The organism is Chloroflexota bacterium, assembly GCA_009840355.1.
Lineage (GTDB): Bacteria > Chloroflexota > Dehalococcoidia > Lucifugimonadales > JADFKI01 > Bin90.
This window is the reverse complement of sequence record VXNZ01000026.1, coordinates 125,288-143,581: the sequence shown is the minus strand read 5'-3', so window position 1 is coordinate 143,581 and position 18,294 is coordinate 125,288. Positions and strand designations below refer to the sequence as shown.

Below are 18,294 nucleotides of genomic sequence, written 5' to 3'. Positions count from 1 at the left end.
CCGCTGCGCTATGTTCAGAATGACATCGGAAGATATTTACAGCACCGCTTCCGCAATTCCTTCTAAGCTGGCAATACACTCATCTTCAGGTTCGGTTGGTAGGCGCACCATCACGCGGTCGGCGCCGGCTTCTTGCAGTTGCGCTATCAGGTCGCGGTCGGCGGGCTGGCCGTAAACGGATACGCTGATGGACGACGGGTCTCTTCCTGCGGCTTCTGCGAGTTCGCTGATGGTCGCGCGTCCTTGCGCCACCTGCTCCGGCGTCACGCGGTTCGGCATCCAGCCGTCGCCGCAGTCCACGACGCGCTTGAATACATTGCGCGCCATGCCGCCAATCAGCACCGGCGGATGCGGCCGCTGCACCGGTCGCGGGAAGGAATATACCGGCGGGAAGTCGTAATACTTGCCGTGGTATTCGCTCTCCACTTTCGTCCATAGCTCCTTCATCGCCAGGACGGACTCGCGCGTCTGAGTCCAGCGATGGTCAAAGTCCGCGCCCATAATCTCGGCTTCTTCGCGGTGCCAGCCCGTGCCTATGCCGAATAGGAAGCGCCCTTTGGAGTACATGTCAAGCGTCGCGACTTCTTTGGCGAGCAGCAGCGGGTTGCGCTCCGGCACAAGACAGATGCCCGTGCCGAGCTTCAGCGTGGTCGTAACCGCAGATGCCCTGCCGAGCGCCACGAACGGATCGACTATGTCTGCATACACCTTCGGAATTACGCCGTCAGCCGAGCCGGGCCAAGGCGAACTGGCGTTTACCGGCAGAATGGGGTGTTCAGGCACCCAGAACGACTCGAACCCAAGTTCTTCGGCGCGCTTGGCGATGACTACGACATCGGCAGAGTAGTCAGTTGGAAATGTGGATATTCCTATGTTCACGAAACTGTAACCTCCTCTAAGTTTCGTGCATTATACCTTACTTCCTGAATATCCCGTATATCGACGAGAGATTAACGAGAATGCGATAAAATATACGCAAGGACTATTTCCGACATTATTCAGGGGAGCGATTTCGTTGGAGATTATTCCGGGCATTCACGCCATTCCGGGAACGCACATCTCGCGCGTGTACCTAATTGAAGACGACGAGCTGAGCTTGGTTGACACCGGCATGCCTTGGAGCGCGGAGCGTATCATAAGGTACATTCGCAGCATCGGCAGACGACCGGAGGAGATTAGCCGCATACTGCTGACGCACAGCCATCCCGACCATATCGGCGGCGCGCCGGGCATCCTTAAACACAGCGGCGCGAGCGTGTTCGCGCACCAAGCAGACTCACGCCAGCGCCACGGCAATTACCGCACGCTCGACTACATTGGCATATTCGGACCGATGGAGGCGGCGCTGCCGTTCTTCCATCGCACACGCTTGGACTGCCTTGTGACAGAAGGCGACCTGATACCCATCGCCGGCGGCATTCGCGCGCTGTACACGCCGGGGCACACGCCCGGCAGCGTCTGCTACCTGCTAGAGCGCGAAGGGCTGCTGTTCAGCGGGGACACGATTTTCGCGGGACACGGCAGGGTGAGCCGTTCGTTGCCCTTCCCCGGCACGGACACAGCACAATATAGGCGGTCGGTCGAGCGCCTTGCCGCGATGGACTTTGACATACTTTGCGGCGGACACGGCGAACCGCTTGTCGTCGGCGCGTCCAGGGCGCTGCGCATTCTATTGCAACGCAAGCCTAATCCGCCGACATGGCGCGAATTCTTCTTCAGACGCTTGCCAAGACGCCTGCTTCTGCACCGCGGCATGAGCGACGAAGACTACGAGATCGACTAGCGTGCCTGCTGCGTTTCCAGCGCCTTCAGCAGTTCTTCCACTGCGGCGTATGCGTATGCGACATATTCGCCGGGTGGCAGTTCGAGTTCCGCCATCTCTTCTGTCTGCTCCACGCCGCCCATCTCGAACGGACCGGGTATCATCCGCAGCACCAGTTCGCGCAGCTCGCCGTCCGGACACACAACCACGCAGCCGTTGTCAGGATTGGATGCGCCGCCCGGCTCGACTTCGATAGCCTGTATCGTGCTGACTCCCATGAAGTTCGGGAACGGGTCAAGCAACGCTGCCAATTCGACGAGCAGCTTGTTCAGTTCAAGCATGGCGCGTTGCATCACCGCATCCGCGACTGCGCGCTTTATTAGTGGGTCAATTTGCGTGTCGTTCATTTTCTCGCACCTGCGTAACGCAATATTATCGTTCTGCAATTCACCTTGTGCCTTCCCCGAACATAATACGGCTTAACCGCGAATATATCTCTTTATCTGCTGTCGGATTTGCCGTATAATGGGCGTTGCATCTCAAGGGCTTGTTCCCTTGAGGCAATGCAACGAAACAGGACGGCAACGTAGCTCAGGGGTAGAGCGGACGCTTCATAAGCGTTAGGTCGGTGGTTCGAACCCACCCGTTGCCACCACCACCCCCTTTTTCCTGCCATTTCTTCCTACATTTTCGCCTACTCGCTAGTTCGCAAGCAAGCATGCCGAGTTCCCACGCCTTCTCGCAATGGCTTCATAAGCGCACAATTGAATGACAAGCGCGGCGGCTCGCAATAACAGCCCCCACTGTCTGAGTTCACGATACGCTGTTCTGATGCCAAAGTCACACACAGATAGCGTTTCCTTCTAGGTGGTCAAGAGTGTTTTGCTACCGTTCGTGGTGAGCGCTTCGGCAAGCTCAGCGCAGGCTATGTAGAATTACGCGCCCCTGAGTTTTTTCCCTTCGACAGGCTAAGCACGAACGGAGTATTTTATTCAAACCACCTAATAGGGAAACGCTATCCCACCCCCCGCTAGTAGAATGTGGAGCCGCGTGTGCGCTAAAATATGCATAGTACTCATGATACGCCGCTTGGTCGTTGCGACTCCTAACCGATGCGTTTTGCAATCGTTCTAATAGGCGAGTGTGATGGCCGGTCATTTAGGTGGAGATGGAGTGGATGTTGAGATATTTTCGTCCTGTGGGGCTGCTTCCTAAGGGTCTGTTGCCCGCGAGATTGTTGTCCGTTGGGCTACTGATGGTCGCCGCGCTTGCCCTGTCCGCACTGCCCATGCTGACCAGCAATACTGCGTCGGCGCAGACGCCTGGCGACATCGAGCTGATTTCGACCGAGGTTACCAGCGAGTTTCAAGAAGGCATTCGCTTCGCAGTCGAGGTGCGGTCGGCGGTTGAAATCGACGAGATTGCGGTGAGATTTCGCATCGGGCAGCGCGACATTGCCGCGTACGAATACCTCGAAGTCGAAGCACAGGACGACGACAGCGTAAGCGCGTCCGCTTTCTACCGCACGAATACGGCAGCGCGCTACATCGCGCCCGGCACGATCATAACCCATCACTTCGAGGTTACTGACATCGCCGGCACGCGCTTGGAGACGCCTGAGACCGAGTACATCTACCACGATGACCGCTTCGAGTGGAACGAAATAACCAACGGCATCGTTACCGTGTCATATCACGGACCGGTGAGCTTCCGCGCGCAGGACATTCTGGACGCATCGGTGCAGACCCTGGAGATAATGGGGCCCCTACTCGGCGCCGGCGTGGACGACCCCATTCGCATCACAATGTACAACAATTGGCCAGAGATGCGCCCGGCATTGCCGCCGGCGAGCGAAGCCACCCGCCGCGAGCTTATCACCGAAGGGCAGGCGCATTCGCCGGAGGGCGTGCTGCTCGTTCTCGGCGGCGCGACAAGCGCGAGCGGTGTCACATCTCACGAAGTGACGCACATTCTCGTTCACCGCGCGGGCGAAGGTTCGCTCGGCAGGGTTCCCAGCTGGCTGAACGAAGGTCTCGCCGAGTTCGGCAACATACAGCCAGGCACGTCGTATGACAACGCCCTGGCATTCGCCATCGAGCACGACAGGCTGCTGCCCATCACCGCTATGGAAGCTCGGCCCGGCAATCCGCAGGACGTGATTATTTTCTACGGGCAGGCACGCAGCATCGTGCAGTATATGATTTTCGAGTACGGTCCCGAAAAGATGCGCGAGCTTATGGCGACCATCAAGAGCGGCAAAAACGTGCGCACCGCTGTGCAGGAGGTCTATGGCTTAACGCTCGTCGAACTGGAAAACGAGTGGCGCGCGCTGCTCGGCGTGGAACTTCGCCCATCGCCGGACGAGGCGAACGCGCGGCCGACGCCATTGCCCACGCCGAGCCTGACACTGCTGTCCATTGACCAGTTACGACAGCAGGGCAGCGGCGGCGCGACACCGGTGCCAGCCGCAGCAACCGCAGCACCAGCGCCCGAACCAACGGCGACCCCGCTACCGACAGCGGCACCAGAACCCACCGCGCCGCCCACCGCAGTGCCAACGACGACGCCGGCAACACGCGCAGAACAGGTAGCGGGCACGGCCGTAACCGCCCTTAACGAAATCGAACGCGAATCAGACGAACAAGGCGGCGGCTCATGCGGTGTGCCGACGAACAACGGCGCAGTGGAAATGTCGTCGGTCGCCCTTCTTGCGGGCATGGCGTGGCTATGGTTCCGGCGTAGAAGAAAATAGACAGCTTCGCGCGCGAAGACGGTGAACAAAACGTCGGCTTGCGTGGGAGCCAATGCTCAACGGCGCAGTGGAAATGTCGTCGGTTGCACCTGACACAGTCTTTGCAGATCTATGGTTTCTACGGCGCAATAGACGAAAGTGGACAGAATAGAGGTGGTTGGAATGGGAATGAAGGTGCACGGATGCTAGAAAACGAAGGTGATTGGCTGCGCGCTATCGAGAAGACTTGGGTTGTACGCTTTCCGCGTCAGAGTCTGGCGACATTCGGCGTTACGAACATTCGATACTTCGTCGTGACCGAGCCGGTCTATCAGGCGATGATGCCGGACCAGCGCGAGGGCGTAGTTCGCACCGGGCAGGTCGTCGCGGAAAAGCCTGCGGTCGTTACGCCGTTCTACGCTTCGAACCTAGACGGATTCAGCGATGACGCGTACGAATACCTGCAGCACGTTATGCAGAAGCACGGACCGAACAGCCCGGGCATCCTGTACCAGTATAGGAACCAGTCCGAAGGGATGGACATCCTGAAGGGCGCGCCCGAGGAGATTGCGCACCGCATCAGCGACGACTTAGACGAGCGCAGGCAGGAGCTCGCCGTCGTGATGGTGAGCGTGGACGAATACTGGGATGTGGCGCTGCTGAAGTTCATATACGAGTTCACATCGTCATCGGCAAGCCGCAATGTGGAAGAGTTCAAGTCGAGTGGTCTGCTCGACCCACAACCGGGAATGAACGGCATTCCCCGTGCAGCCACACGTGAGATTGAGCGCATGTTCGTCGAAATAGAATCCGGATCGCCCGTCGGCAACCCGGACATCCTAAAGCGCGAATTAGACAGATGGGGCTTGTTCGACTTCTACGAAGACCGCTTCCTTGCGATATTCAGGCGGATGGGGCTGTAAGCGCCCAGTTATTTCACCTGCATGTTGAAGAAATGCAGCAGCTATCACCGTGCAGCAAAAATCTCTTTCCCTTGATGGTGGAGGTCATGGGAGAGGCTAGGGCTGGGTACAGTGCCCATTCCACGAAAATCCATCCGACCACCAATCCACCACGCCCGCAATCGCCAAATCACCTAGAACCCAAACTCCGCCAATTCGACATGCCTACGATCCTCCGCAGATCGATAGGCAGCCAGCACGACTGCGAGATCCTTAATCGCCTCGTCACCGTCCATTATCGGTGGGCGGCTTTGTTGGATGCTGCAGCGGAACTCGCGCACCATATCGCGGACGCCCTGGTGCGCTGCCGGCAGGCGCACGTTGCGCTTGACCAGTGTGTTCTCGAAAGTGATTTCGCTACCGTACGGCTCGAATTCGATGTAGCCCTTGCTGCCCGTAATGCTCACCAGATTGCGTTCGCTCATCTTGGAAGTGGCGCGCGAGAAGTTGAACACCGCCACCGCGTCGTTGGGCAGATTGGCAATCATCACCAAGCCGTCCTCGCCGCCCGACCCACGATGCACCTTCGGCGGCTCGGCGGCATAAACCTGCGTGGGCATGCCGCCCAGATTGAGGATGATGTCGATGGAGTGGATGCCCGCGTCAATGAACGACCCGCCGCCCGTCAAGTCCGCATCGAAGCGCCAGTCCGTCGCTGGCGGACGAAACGCCTCGACCTTGATGTCTATCAGACGCAGTGTTCCGATGCTGCCGAGCGTGCCGGTCTCGACCATGGACTTCGCTCGCCTCGCTGTGTGCAGGAATCGATAGTTCTCCGCGACCATGAGATTTACGCCCGCGTCTTGAGCTGTGCGAACGAGCGTCTGCGCCTCTTCGACAGTGCGCGCGATCGGCTTCTCCATGAGTATGTGCTTACCATGCCGCGCCGCGAGCCGCGCGTTGTCGAGATGGACATGGTGCGGTGTGAAGAAGTATGCCGCCTGCACGCGCGAATCCGCTAGAGCCTCTTCGTAGCCGCCGAAGTAGTCCACTCCACCGAACCGATCGCAGTAATCCTTCGCCTTCGCCAGATCCCGGCTGGCAAAAAAGAAATCGAACTCGTCCGTCATATCGTGGATTTCGTCGAGCACAGTGTCTGCATACTTACCGCACCCGACAACGCAGAGTGCAAGTTTCATGTTCGTCTCCTTATGTCCCACACCCGCCAAGCCAAGGCTGGGCACAACAATCGTTCAAACTGTCCCTTCCCCTTCCTCTTGACGGGCTGACAGGGGTATGGATTTGCCTTTTATTAATATGGCGCTATCCGTAGGTCAGATCGGTCTGTCGCCGCCACTGTCGTTGCGCCCCGACCATTTAATCTCAAAGTTAGCATACCCCAATCAGCCCTGGATAGGGTAAGGAAAATCGTCCGCAAGGCAACACTGCGTTACAATATACAGCAATATAGATTCCATAAGTCTTTTATCAGAAAACTGAACGGATTGGTACGGATTACTTTGGAAGAATCAGTGCAAGAAGGTTGGTTGCAGCGTCTCGTGCGGTCAGTCGCCGCCATCTCGCGCCGCCCGCTTTCAATTCGCGCATTGAGACGGCTGTTATCGCGTATCCTTACGATCGCGCTAATATCGTTCACGCTGTTGACGGTGGCGGACGCGCGCCACTTCAACCCTGCGCAGCGCGAAGGTGCGCCGTATCGGTTCAACATCACGCAGTGGGAGCTGAGCAACGCGCCGGACAAGTGGCTGTACAAAGCGGGAAGCATACTGCGCGGACAAAGCACGGCGGAACGAGAGCAGGACACGCGCGACTACTTCGCCATGAATGTCGAGATGTCGCAGATACGCGGCGGCTTGAGGTTCGCCGCGGCGCAGGACTTGCGCGACGAGACGGCAAGGTTTCAGACACTGCTAGACGAGTCTGAGGCGCGCGCCGATGCGCTTTCTCGCGGCGCGGAAGAGACGGTAGAATCTTACATCAGCAGGGTGCTCGTGGACGAAGGGATAGGCGTATTTGGCGATGTACTGCTGCCGCCGGTCGATGTGCGCCTTACGCAGCCGCCAAAGCTCCTGATTGTTTCGCCGCGCGACAAGATAGACCGCAAGCATGAGATTCTCGTCCAGCAAGAAGTAACGCTGGCTGAGCGCGAAGACATAGAAGAGCGGATACTGCTCGCCGACGACATGTCCGCGCTCGTGGAAGACATCGGCGGGCTTGCGACATACCCCGCGTCCGTGGCGAATGGGAACGCTATGCGCTGGACGATGCAGGCAGCCGCCCACGAATGGCTGCATCACTATTTCTTCTTCCAACCGCTCGGACGGCACATGTTCGACAACGGCGATATGATACAGCTCAACGAGACTATTGCGAATGTCTTGGGCAAGGAAATCGGCGAGCGCGTGTACGCGGCGATGGAACGCGATTTGCTGGTGCCGCAGCAGGCGCAGCCCATCGCGGCATCGAACGGCGCGGAACGACCGCCGTTCGACTTCGCCGCCGAGATGCGGCAAACGCGCAACGAAGTGGACGCCATGCTCGCGGACGGCCGAATCGAAGACGCGGAGGCATATATGGAAGAGCGCCGGCACCTGTTTGTGGCAAACGGCTACCCCATCCGCAAACTCAACCAGGCATACTTCGCGTTTTATGGCACCTACGCCGACCTGCCCGCCGCCGTCAGCCCCATCGGCGATCAAGTAATGCGCTTCCGCGAACTCGTGCCGGACCTAGGAGACTTCATCCGCGCCGTATCCGAGTTTTCCAGCTACGACGAGTTTATGAGCGCGTTGGAAGAACTGGAAGCGGCGAATCCGGGTAACAGACTTATAAAGACGAACATCGAAATACAGGATAAGCGGGATGGCATAGTAGATCATCATCCTGTACATCCAATCCATATTGACATGTTTCACCGGCGCAATCAGATTACCCGCGCATTCACGAAATGTGTTAACATCATGAGTAGGTCAGTCATTAGTAGTCTGTGAAGTGAAATGTATAGACAAGACGAGCCTGAAGTAAACCTAAGCCAGATTCTGGAAAAAATTCGCTCGTTCAACCCGTTCAAGAGCGGCGGCGATGGCGGCGGCAATGGCATTGCATACTTCGTTCTGGGGCTGTTCGCGGTGGGGATAGTCTTCTGGATGGGCACCGGCATATACACCGTGCAGCCCGGCGAAGAGGCGGTGCTGCGGCTGGTTGGTAGATACTACGACACTACCGACCCCGGCTTGCACTGGTTCTGGCCATCTCCAGTCGGAGAGCGCAATGTTCTGAGGGTTGACGAAGTTCGCCGCCTAGAAATCGGTGTGCGTGGCAGCGCGCCCATACCCGACGAATCGCAGATGATTACCGGCGACCAGAACATCGTGGATGTGCAGTTGCTCGTGCAGTACAACATCAAGAGTTCGCAAGATTTCCTGTTCAAGGCGGTTGACCCGGCAGGGCTGACCATCAAGGACGCAGCGGAAACTTCTCTACGGCAAGTCGTCGGACAGCGCGCCATCGATGACGTGCTCACCACCGAGAAGGAAGCCGTGCAAGAAGACACGCGCCTAAAACTGCAAGAACTGTTGGACTTGTACCAGACTGGCATCCGCGTAACGGAAGTGAAATTGCTAAACGTGCGCCCGCCCGATCAGGTACAGGACGCGTTCGACGATGTGGTGCGCGCCCGCGAGGACAAGGACCGCATCATCAACCTAGCCGACGCATACAGAGAGGCACAGCTCCCTCTGGCAAGGGGTGACGCCGCACGGCTGATGGAGTCCGCAGAGGCGTTCAAGGAAACCCGCGTGGCGCAGGCGACAGGTCAAGCCGAACGCTTCATCGCCGTGCTGCAAGAATATGAAAAAGCGCCGGATGTAACGCGGCAGCGACTGTACCTAGAGGCGATGGAAGAAATTCTGCCGGGCGTGACGAAGTTCATCGTGGACGCGGAAAACGGCGGTAACCTGTTGCAACTGCTGCCACTGAACGAGACCACCAGCGGCACTTCGCCGTTCAGCGTCCCGACGCCCACATCCAACTAGCGATCAACACCTAGCGACCACCATTTCGTAATCCTATTTGGCAAATCCCGATTGGCAATACATCGGCAATCGCAATACATCCGTAATCGCGGATACGCACAGCCACCCGTAGATATGCGTGAGCGGCGCACACAGAAATTGGACGAGTGAGATGAAATTCCTTGCCGGCCTGGTAGTTCTCATAGCGATAGTGGCGGCGGTTCTCGTGCCACAGACGCTCTACATCGTGGACGAGACGCAGCTCGCCATTTTGACCCGCTTCGGTGAGCCACGCAACTCCATCTCCACGCCCGGTCTGTACATCAAGACGCCCTTTGTCGATAGAGTGCGCTACTTCGAGAAGCGAATTCTGATTTTTGACGCGCCACCGGACTCTCTCCTGACTGAGGACAAGAGGCGTCTTGTGATAGACGTGTATGCCAGGGCGCGCATAGTAGACCCCCTGCTGTTCTTCAGGACGGTGCAGACGGAAGCGCAGGCGACATCACGGGCTGTGGACATAATCAGTTCGGAACTGCGCCGGGAGATAGCTCTCGACACGCAGATCGAGGTCATCCAGGAGACGCGCGAGGAAATCATGAACCGCGTGCGCGACTCGGTGACGCCAAAGCTGCTGGAGTTCGGCATTGAGACGATCGATGTGCGTATCAAGCGGGCGGACTTCCCTGAGACCGTAGCGGAGAGCGTCTATGCGAGGATGCAGGCTGAGCGTAAGCGCATTGCGGACCGTGAGCGCGCCCAGGGCGCCGAGCGAGACGCCGAAGTGCGGGCAAATGTTGACAGGCAAGCGGCTATCATCCGCGCAGAGGCGGAGCGGGACGCGCAGATTATTCGCGGTGACGGTGAAGCCGAAGCCGTGCGCATCTTCGCCGAATCGCTTGGCCAAGACCCGGAGTTCTATGCGTTCCAGCGCAGTCTTCAGGCGTACAAGAACTTCCTGCCGGAAAGCGGCACGACGGTTGTGCTGCCCGCGGACAGCTCGCTGTTCCAATTCCTGCAGACACCCAGCGGCAACAACTTGACCAACGGCGTCGAGACGAACGGCGCACACGCATCCACCGCTCCGCCGGCAACCAATGCCGCGCTGACTCGCCCGGTTACCGAGACCCCGATAGAAACCCGTGCGCGTGGATTCCTCGCCGACAAGCTCGGTGTGCCATCCGGCAACCTGACTCTAGTCCGCAGCAACGCCGTCGAATTTTCGGACACCAGCCTAGGCTGCCCCGCGTCGGGCATGATGTACGCCCAAGTAGTCACGCCGGGCTACGCCATCACCTTTGAGCACGGCGCCACCACTCACACTGTCCACGCCACAGACGATGGCTCATCGATAACTTCTTGCGAATAGCCTCAGCCTGTTTGCCATTGTCGTAGGTGTTGTGTCCCTATTGTCCCTTCCCCCTGTGGGGGAAGTTGGGACGGGGTTGCAAGAGCACCCACGGACAATCCTCGCCTACGCACATCTCGCCGCTTTCATCTTCCCGCACCTTATCCTCGATCGCGGATCAAATGGAGATGAGTGTCAGTTGGAAAATCAGGCTATGTCCCAAAGATGGGTATAAAGGCGCAATGCATTTCCTGCCGCAGACGCTATAATCTACACTTCAGGAATTGGCGTAACCTATAATCTGAGCTCGGCTCATGCCCTCATCCTAACCTTCTTACGAAGGATAGAAAGGACATTTAGGACCGGCAGGTGCCTGTCGCTTAACAGTGGTCTCAATCGCCCGCTACACACATGCGCCAATGAGGTGTATACTTGAATCTGCCGACTACAGAACACTTGTGTCAGCATGGAATCGGCGAGCGTTCCACCAACGAAAACGCCGCCATCGCCGTCCAAATCTTCGACGAATTCGAAAGCGCCGTTAGCGCATCATGGCTGGAAACGGTGTGCCTAGCCGTGCTGCAACAAGAAGGCATCGCGCAGCATGCCAGCGTTGTGATTGCGGATGACGACACGGTGCGCACGCTAAATGCCGAGTATCGAGGGCTGGACAAGACGACCGATGTACTGTCATTCGCGTTCGACAACGCAGGCGAGTATTACGGCGAAGGCGATGCGCCGTCCCGCTGGTCTGCGGACGACGCATTTGTACTACCGCCGGGCGAATCCGCCGGATTGGGCGAGGTCATCGTGTCGTATCCGCAGGCGGTGCGACAGGCGCAGCAAGCCGGGCATCCGGCTGAGCGCGAGCTGGCGTTTCTCGTCGTGCACGGCATTTTGCATCTGATAGGGCACGATCACATTGATGACGACGATGCCCGCGTGATGCAGGACAAGGAACGCAGGGCGATGGAGCGTGTGGCAGTCCAGGGGACGAGAGGTTGCAATGGCTGAAGTCTTTTACAGGAAGTGGCGACCGAAAAGCATGAGCGAAGTCGTCGGGCAAGACGCAATCATGAAGACATTGCGGCAGGCGGTCGCGCAGCAACGAACGGCGCACGCCTACCTGTTCTGCGGTACACGCGGCACGGGCAAGACCAGCACGGCGCGCATTCTCGCGAAGGCGATCAACTGCCTGTCGCCGCGAGATGGTGAACCCGACAACGAATGCCACATCTGCGTGAGCATCAACGAAGGGCGCTCGCTCGACCTCATCGAGATTGACGCGGCGAGCAATCGCGGCATCGACGACATTCGCGAACTCAGCGACAAGGTGCGCTTCTCGCCGACTGAATCGCGTTACAAGATATACATCATCGACGAAGTGCACATGCTGACCGACGCCGCCTTCAACGCGCTGCTGAAGACGCTGGAAGAGCCGCCCGAACACGCAAAATTCATTCTCGCCACCACGGAGGCGTACAAACTTCCGCCGACTATCATATCGCGCTGCCAGCGTTTCGACTTCCGGCGCGTTCCCATCGAGCGCATGGTGGCGAAACTCGCAGACATCTGTGGACATGAAGGCATAGAGGCGTCCAACGATGCGCTACAGCTCGTGGCGCGCATGGCAAACGGCGGCCTGCGAGACGCCGAGAACCTGCTCGAACAGGTCGTCGTGTCATACGGTTCACCGATAAGCGAAGACGATGTGCGCCAGCTGCTAGGGCTTGGCGGCGACGAGATGGCGCTCGAACTTGTACGACATATCATCGCCAAGTCGGTCAAAGACGGCATCACCACCGTCAACGGCGCGTCTGAGCAAGGTACAGACTTACGCCAACTATTGCGCGGCACACTCGAATACCTGAGGGCGCTGCTGCTGCTAAAGACCGGTGCAGGCGCGACATTCGGCTACTCGGACGAAGTGATGAGCCGCCTGAACGCACTGGTCGTTGGCGTATCAATGGAGCATCTGGTCAAGTCGCTGAAGGTGTTCGCAGCCGTCAACATGCGTCGAGATGCGTCATCCACGCTGCCCTTGGAACTCGCGCTGGTCGATATGGCTACCGATCCGGAGCCTATGGTCGCCGCGCCCGTACCACAGCAGCCTTATGCCGCCGCGCGGCAGCCGGCGCCGGCAACGCAAGCGCCCGCGCCGCGTCAGCAGCCGTCGATGCCGAAAGCACAGCCGTATCAGCAACCGCCGAACCGAACTGCGCCAACGGGCGCGCCATCGCCAACAGACGCACCGCAGCAGCAACCGTATCGCCAACCGTCGCGCCCCGCATATCAACCGTCTGCGGCGAGTGCCACACCTGCCGGCATGCCCAACGGCATGCCAGCGCCGGGCGGCGAAATGCCCAGAGAACTCGACGCGAAGTTGGCGCACCAGTGGAACAGGATCGCCAACGAACTGCGATTCACTGGTGCCAGATTCAAGGTTGGCGCGATGCTGCGAAGTTCAAGAGAGCGAGAAATCGTCGGGGATACTATAATAATCAGGTATCCATCGCTTTCCAACGTGGACCGCCTGAATGAGGAGCTGGAAACTCCGCAGACCAAGAAGGCGTTGTACGACGCAATCGAAAGCGCGATGGGATCGAAGTTCGAGGTAAGGGTGGCGCTCTCGGACGGGAGCAACGGCGCAGGATCCAAGCGCCCTTCGCAGACGAGCCACCTTGTTCAGGCGGCGCAATCTATGGGCGCACGAGTAATCGGCGAAAGAGAGGTCAGACAACCATGATGAATCGAAAGATGATGCGGCAGGCGCAGCAGATTCAGAAGCAGATGATGAAGCTGCAGGAAGAACTCGAAAGTGCAACCGTCGAGGCGAGCGTAGGCGGTGGCGTGGTGAAGGCGGTCGTCAGCGGCAAGATGAAGGTTGAATCCATCACCATCGACCCTGATGTCGTGTCGCCGGAAGATGTGGACATGCTGGAAGACCTCGTTATGGCGGCGGTCAACGAAGGCATGGACAAGGCGCAACAGATGGCGCAAGACAAGATGGGCGCGCTCACCGGCGGCATGTTGCCGCCAGGCATGCTCTAACTTATCCATTTGCAGGATGGGAAGGATACCGTTGTAAGCCGATTTGGGAGCGTTAGATGACGACTGACAGCGTGCGGGCGGCTGCGCCCGTCGCGCGGCTTGCGGACGAGTTTAGCAAGCTGCCGGGCATAGGCCCCAAAACGGCGCCGCGCCTCGCATTCTATCTCGTCCGGATGCCTGAAGAAGATGCACTCGCGCTTGCGGAGGCGATTGTTGCCGTTAAGGAGCGCGTCGTGTTATGCAGCGTCTGCTACAACATCGCCGAGACCGACCTCTGCATCGTCTGCGCCAATCCGCGCCGCGACAGAACGCGCATCTGCGTCGTGGAAGACGCGCTCGATGTGATTGCTCTGGAACGCACGAATATATACAGAGGGCTGTACCATGTGCTTCACGGCGTCATATCGCCGCAGAACGGCATCGGACCCGAAGACCTGCACATTCGCCCGCTGCTTGACAGGTTGCAGGCAGACGACATTGAAGAGATTATTCTCGCAATCAATCCCAACCTCGAAGGCGATGCGACCTCGATGTACATTCAGCAGCTCATATCGCCGTTTGGCGTGCGCATCACCAGCCTAGCGCGAGGCTTGCCCGTTGGCGGCGACTTGGAGTACGCGGACGACATCACGCTCGGTCGCGCCATAGAAGGCAGGCAAGAGTTATAAGCGGGCAAGAGTTATGGGTTGTTTACCGCGCTATTATGCGCAAGGCTGGCATCAACGATTCGGAATGGGCAGGCTGACCGTTTGAGCAGATTCAGGACATACCGCACCGAGGGCGTGGTCGTCCGACAGATGCCGCTTGGCGAGGCGGACCGCATTCTGACGCTGTGTTCGCCAGACAAGGGCAAGGTTCGGGCCGTGGCGAAGGGTGTGCGCCGCATGAAGAGCAGGTTCGGCGGGCATCTGGAACTGCTGAACCGCGCGTCCGTTGCCGTCTCCGTGGGCAGGAATCTCGACACTATCAACGAAGCTTCTGCGATAAGCACCTACGGCGGCATACGCGCTGACCTGCGCCGCGTCTCCCGCGCGATGTACATCGCCGAACTCGTGGACGGCTTTTCGATGGAAGGCAACGGCAATCGAGAGATGTACGCGCTTCTGCTCCGCGCGCTGACATGGCTTGAGAACGCCAGCAACCTTGACTTGCTGCTGCGCTGGTTCGAGATGCGCCTGCTAGATGTAACAGGATACACACCCGAGTTGGTGCATTGCGTAGAGTGCCGCGCGTGGCTCGAGCCCGGCAACCACCTATTCATGTGCGAAAGCGGTGGCGCAATCTGCCCAAACTGCCGCACGGAATCGAGCGGTGCGCTTCTGCCCCTGCCGCTGAACACGATGAAGACGCTGCGCTTCATACAGCGCGAGTTGGCATTCGACAAGGTGGAAGCGCTGACCGTACCGGAGAGTATCCGCAAGGACATAGAACGCCTGTTGCGCACATACATCCGCCACATCGCCGAGCGCGAAGTCCGAAGCGCCGACTTCGTCTCGCTCACAATCTAACAGGCTGGACAGAATGAGCGGTATGGGCAGGATAGTAGGACGAGACAATTTCACAGATGCATTTTGTCCTGTCATTTCGAGCGAAAGCGAGAAATCTAAAGTCTGAAACAGGTCTGCAGGCGACGATTTCAGATTCCTCACTGCGTTCGGAGTGACAAAAACAGCGCGAAATGACAACATTAAGGGTTTTGTGAAATCACCTCAGCCAGGACAGAACTAACATTTGTGTTATCACCTCAGGTAGAATGGTTCAGTTGTATTCGCGTATATTCACACTGATGACCGGATAGACAAGCGACAAGGCAATCATCATGGCAAATGGCACGACAAGCAACGGCAGCACTCTGAAGATACACAACGCGCGCTTCATCCTGACGGTGGACGCGGGCAGGCGTATCATCACGGACGGTTCGATTTTGGTCGAAGACGGGCGCATCACGCAGGTTGGCAAGGCGCGCGAGCTGGAATCCGTCCCGGCGGATCGCGTGATAGACGCCAGCGAGATGGTCATCACGCCGGGCATGATAAACGGACACGCGCATATCAGCTACGCCCACGCCACGCGCGGCATCTTCCCCGACACGCTGGGATCCGACTACCTGCCGAATGTGTTCAAGCTGCAGGGCGAACTCGACGAAGAAGCGGAATACTGCGCATCCCTGCTCGCCATCACCGAGATGCTGAAGGGCGGCACGACCTGCTTTATGGACCCTGGCAGCACCAAGTTTATCGACGCGTGCATGGACGCATACGACGAGTCCGGCTGCCGAATCATCGTCGGCATGCATGTCACCGACAAGCCGAATCCGGTCAACCTGCCGCAGTACGAGACCGGCGAAGCCATCGCCATCATGGAACACGCCATCCGCGAGTACGACCACCGGCTGAACGACCGCGTTCGCGCGTGGGCAATGCCGTTCGCTCCGAACTTTTCCACGGAAGAACTTCTGCGTGGCGCGAAACGCCTCGCGGACGAATACGGCACGGGCTTAACGCTGCACACTAGCAACTCGCCGTCTGAAGTCGAAGAAAGCCTGCAAGAGCACGGCATGCGCCCGGTAGAATATCTCGAAAAGATTGGCGTGATGGGCGAGAATGTGCTGCTGTCGCATCTGATAGGCGTGAATGACGCCGAGATGGACGCGATGGCGCGCGGCGGCTCCACGACCGTGATGTGTCCGTCGCAAACACTGAAGCAGGGCACAGGCATCACGCGCATCGGAAAATTGCCCGAACTACTTGATCGCGGCATCAGCGTTGGCTTGGGCACGGACGCGCCGAACAACTCCAACCTGATGGAAACGATGCGCGCGATGTATCTCGCCGCCGTGCTGTACAAAGACGGGCGGCAGGACATCGGCATGATCTCGCCGGAGACCGCGTTGGAACTCGCCACCATAGGCGGCGCGGAAGCATTCTGCTTGGCGGACGAAATCGGCTCTATCGAAGTTGGCAAGAAGGCGGACATGGTGCTATTCGACACGCGCCGCGCAGAATGGCGAACGCTGTTCAACCCCGTCAATAACCTCGTGTACAACGCCGACGGCCGCAGCGTGCACACCGTCATCGTGGACGGCAGGGTTGTCATCGAAGACTACAAGCCGACCTACGTGGATGAATGGCAGCTAATTCAGCGTCTGCAAGCCATAGGCGAAGAATTGCTGGCGAAGACCGGCATATCGTTCCCGTCCGCTTGGCCTGTGGTGTAGGGGCAATGGTGTAGCCCAGCGCGAATTATAGTTAGACACGAAGAATCCCCACACTACATTACCCTCACCATGTTCCTCCCCGTAATTCTGCTGTAACATTAGGCACTTATATTTTTCAGATGGAAATTGAGCAGATTAAATACTGGCTGGCGCTCAACCGCACCAGCGGCATCGGTAGAGCGCGATTTCAGCGGCTTGAAAGCTACTTCGACTCAATGGAAGCGGCATGGTCGGCGGGCGCAGCCGAACTTAGAGCGGCAGGCTTGGACAGGCGCACCGTCCGCGCGGTCGTGGACGGTAGGCGTACTATCGATCCCGATGCCGAAGCCGATAGATTGCTGCGAAGCGGCGTCCGCGCGCTCACTTGGCACGACGACGAATACCCCGCGCGGCTGAAAGAAATCTACGATCTGCCGCCGCTTTTGTACGTCCGCGGCACGCTGCATCCGGAAGACGCGCGCTCGGTCGCGGTCGTGGGCACGCGCAATCCGTCGCACTACGGGAGGCAAGTTATCGAGCAAATCGTCTATGATATTGCGCGTGCGGGCGTTACAATCGTAAGTGGCCTTGCGCGCGGCATTGACGGAGCGGCGCATCGTGTTACGCTGGACGCCGGTCAGCGCACTATCGCCGTGCTAGGCAGCGGGCTAGACAATATCTACCCGCCGGAACATACTAATTTGTCGGAGCAGATCGCGAATAACGGCGCGCTGCTGTCGGAATACCCACTCGGCACAAAGCCGGATCCGCGCAATTTCCCGCGCCGCAATCGGATTATGAGCGGCATGACGCTCGGCACGCTCGTCATCGAAGCGGGCAAAAAGAGCGGCGCGCTGATAACGGCGCGGCAGGCATTGGAAGAAAACAGGGAAGTCTTCGCCGTGCCGGGCAGAATTCTCTCCGAGAACAGTGAGGGCACGAACAAACTGATTAAAAAAGGCGAGGCGAAGCTAGTAACTTCATACGAAGATGTGCTAGAAGAACTGAACCTCACCGCCGTTGAGCGGCAGATTGAAATGGCGGCGTTGTTCCCTGAGGACGACGATGAAGCAGACTTGCTCCGCTATATCACATTCGACCCGGTGCATGTGGACGAAGTGTGCCGCAGCACCGGACGCACGGCGCCCGATGTAAGCAGCACGCTGGCGATGATGGAACTCAAAGGGCTTGTAAAGCAGGTCGGCGGCATGAACTATGTAAGAATGCGCGAGGTCTCAGACGAATACTCGGCAAGCGCAGTGTGAGAGGA

The 18,294-nt window shown here is 58.4% G+C and carries 16 protein-coding genes and 1 tRNA gene; 14 read left to right on the top strand and 3 right to left on the bottom strand.

The genetic code is table 11. The annotated features are described in order from the left end of the window. Positions 1 to 36 precede the first annotated feature (36 nt). Complete coding sequence (locus tag F4X57_08590; protein MYC07213.1) at positions 37 to 879, bottom strand: LLM class F420-dependent oxidoreductase; 843 nt, start codon at positions 877 to 879, stop codon at positions 37 to 39. Positions 880 to 904: 25 nt separating this feature from the next. Here F4X57_08590 and F4X57_08585 point away from each other — a divergent pair, with 25 nt between their 5' ends. Continuing rightward, complete coding sequence (locus F4X57_08585; GenBank protein ID MYC07212.1) at positions 905 to 1,783, top strand: MBL fold metallo-hydrolase; 879 nt, start codon at positions 905 to 907, stop codon at positions 1,781 to 1,783. On the opposite strand, the gene F4X57_08580 is transcribed toward F4X57_08585, so the two are convergent. Continuing rightward, entirely contained in the window at positions 1,780 to 2,169 is a 390-nt protein-coding gene (locus F4X57_08580; protein MYC07211.1) for a hypothetical protein, read from the bottom strand. The two genes, F4X57_08585 and F4X57_08580, sit on opposite strands and share 4 nt — an antisense overlap. 173 nt (positions 2,170 to 2,342) lie before the next feature. Between F4X57_08580 and F4X57_08575 the strand changes: the two genes are divergently transcribed. From F4X57_08575 to F4X57_08565, 3 genes are all read left to right on the top strand, one after another. After that, positions 2,343 to 2,417 (top strand) — tRNA-Met (locus F4X57_08575). 513 nt (positions 2,418 to 2,930) lie between these two features. After that, positions 2,931 to 4,514, top strand: coding sequence for a hypothetical protein (locus F4X57_08570; GenBank protein ID MYC07210.1), 1,584 nt, complete (start codon positions 2,931 to 2,933; stop codon positions 4,512 to 4,514). 182 nt (positions 4,515 to 4,696) lie between these two features. Next, entirely contained in the window at positions 4,697 to 5,416 is a 720-nt protein-coding gene (locus F4X57_08565) for a hypothetical protein (GenBank protein ID MYC07209.1), read from the top strand. A 173-nt stretch (positions 5,417 to 5,589) separates the two neighbouring features. Here the strand turns inward: F4X57_08565 and F4X57_08560 are convergent, their stop codons facing one another. Continuing rightward, on the bottom strand, positions 5,590 to 6,594 hold the full coding sequence (locus F4X57_08560; protein MYC07208.1) for a Gfo/Idh/MocA family oxidoreductase: 1,005 nt from the start codon (positions 6,592 to 6,594) through the stop codon (positions 5,590 to 5,592). A gap of 333 nt (positions 6,595 to 6,927) precedes the next feature. On the opposite strand from F4X57_08560, the gene F4X57_08555 reads away from it, so the two are divergent. From F4X57_08555 to dprA, 10 genes are all read left to right on the top strand, one after another. Then, positions 6,928 to 8,406: a hypothetical protein gene (locus F4X57_08555; protein MYC07207.1), complete on the top strand. Its 1,479-nt coding sequence runs from the start codon at positions 6,928 to 6,930 to the stop codon at positions 8,404 to 8,406. A gap of 6 nt (positions 8,407 to 8,412) precedes the next feature. Then, positions 8,413 to 9,450: an FtsH protease activity modulator HflK gene (gene hflK, locus F4X57_08550; GenBank protein ID MYC07206.1), complete on the top strand. Its 1,038-nt coding sequence runs from the start codon at positions 8,413 to 8,415 to the stop codon at positions 9,448 to 9,450. Positions 9,451 to 9,601: 151 nt separating this feature from the next. Beyond that, a complete protein-coding gene (gene hflC, locus F4X57_08545; protein MYC07205.1) occupies positions 9,602 to 10,798 on the top strand; it encodes a protease modulator HflC in 1,197 nt (398 codons plus the stop codon). 483 nt (positions 10,799 to 11,281) lie between these two features. Continuing rightward, positions 11,282 to 11,791, top strand: coding sequence for an rRNA maturation RNase YbeY (gene ybeY, locus F4X57_08540; GenBank protein MYC07204.1), 510 nt, complete (start codon positions 11,282 to 11,284; stop codon positions 11,789 to 11,791). Continuing rightward, positions 11,784 to 13,523: a DNA polymerase III subunit gamma/tau gene (gene dnaX, locus F4X57_08535; GenBank protein ID MYC07203.1), complete on the top strand. Its 1,740-nt coding sequence runs from the start codon at positions 11,784 to 11,786 to the stop codon at positions 13,521 to 13,523. Before ybeY ends, dnaX begins: the two co-directional genes overlap by 8 nt. Next, positions 13,520 to 13,828 carry a YbaB/EbfC family nucleoid-associated protein gene (locus tag F4X57_08530; GenBank protein MYC07202.1) on the top strand — a complete coding sequence of 103 codons (309 nt, stop codon included), beginning with the start codon at positions 13,520 to 13,522 and terminating at the stop codon, positions 13,826 to 13,828. The genes dnaX and F4X57_08530 overlap by 4 nt, the downstream gene beginning before the upstream one ends. 56 nt (positions 13,829 to 13,884) lie before the next feature. Beyond that, positions 13,885 to 14,496 carry a recombination protein RecR gene (gene recR / locus F4X57_08525; protein ID MYC07201.1) on the top strand — a complete coding sequence of 204 codons (612 nt, stop codon included), beginning with the start codon at positions 13,885 to 13,887 and terminating at the stop codon, positions 14,494 to 14,496. Between the two features lie 81 nt (positions 14,497 to 14,577). Continuing rightward, positions 14,578 to 15,336: a DNA repair protein RecO gene (gene recO, locus F4X57_08520; GenBank protein MYC07200.1), complete on the top strand. Its 759-nt coding sequence runs from the start codon at positions 14,578 to 14,580 to the stop codon at positions 15,334 to 15,336. 311 nt (positions 15,337 to 15,647) lie between these two features. Further along, complete coding sequence (locus F4X57_08515) at positions 15,648 to 17,045, top strand: amidohydrolase (GenBank protein MYC07199.1); 1,398 nt, start codon at positions 15,648 to 15,650, stop codon at positions 17,043 to 17,045. Between the two features lie 119 nt (positions 17,046 to 17,164). Beyond that, a complete protein-coding gene (gene dprA / locus F4X57_08510; protein MYC07198.1) occupies positions 17,165 to 18,289 on the top strand; it encodes a DNA-protecting protein DprA in 1,125 nt (374 codons plus the stop codon). The last annotated feature ends 5 nt before the right edge of the window (positions 18,290 to 18,294 follow it).

Excerpts from the sequence above, each read along its gene's own strand:
- F4X57_08580 (MYC07211.1), bottom strand. The coding sequence starts at position 2,169 with ATGAACGACACGCAAATTGACCCACTAATAAAGCGCGCAGTCGCGGAT.
- F4X57_08570 (MYC07210.1), top strand. The coding sequence starts at position 2,931 with ATGGAGTGGATGTTGAGATATTTTCGTCCTGTGGGGCTGCTTCCTAAG.
- F4X57_08565 (MYC07209.1), top strand. The coding sequence starts at position 4,697 with ATGCTAGAAAACGAAGGTGATTGGCTGCGCGCTATCGAGAAGACTTGG.
- F4X57_08560 (MYC07208.1), bottom strand. The coding sequence starts at position 6,594 with ATGAAACTTGCACTCTGCGTTGTCGGGTGCGGTAAGTATGCAGACACT.
- hflK (MYC07206.1), top strand. The coding sequence starts at position 8,413 with ATGTATAGACAAGACGAGCCTGAAGTAAACCTAAGCCAGATTCTGGAA.
- hflC (MYC07205.1), top strand. The coding sequence starts at position 9,602 with ATGAAATTCCTTGCCGGCCTGGTAGTTCTCATAGCGATAGTGGCGGCG.
- dnaX (MYC07203.1), top strand. The coding sequence starts at position 11,784 with ATGGCTGAAGTCTTTTACAGGAAGTGGCGACCGAAAAGCATGAGCGAA.
- F4X57_08530 (MYC07202.1), top strand. The coding sequence starts at position 13,520 with ATGATGAATCGAAAGATGATGCGGCAGGCGCAGCAGATTCAGAAGCAG.
- recR (MYC07201.1), top strand. The coding sequence starts at position 13,885 with ATGACGACTGACAGCGTGCGGGCGGCTGCGCCCGTCGCGCGGCTTGCG.
- F4X57_08515 (MYC07199.1), top strand. The coding sequence starts at position 15,648 with ATGGCAAATGGCACGACAAGCAACGGCAGCACTCTGAAGATACACAAC.
- dprA (MYC07198.1), top strand. The coding sequence starts at position 17,165 with ATGGAAATTGAGCAGATTAAATACTGGCTGGCGCTCAACCGCACCAGC.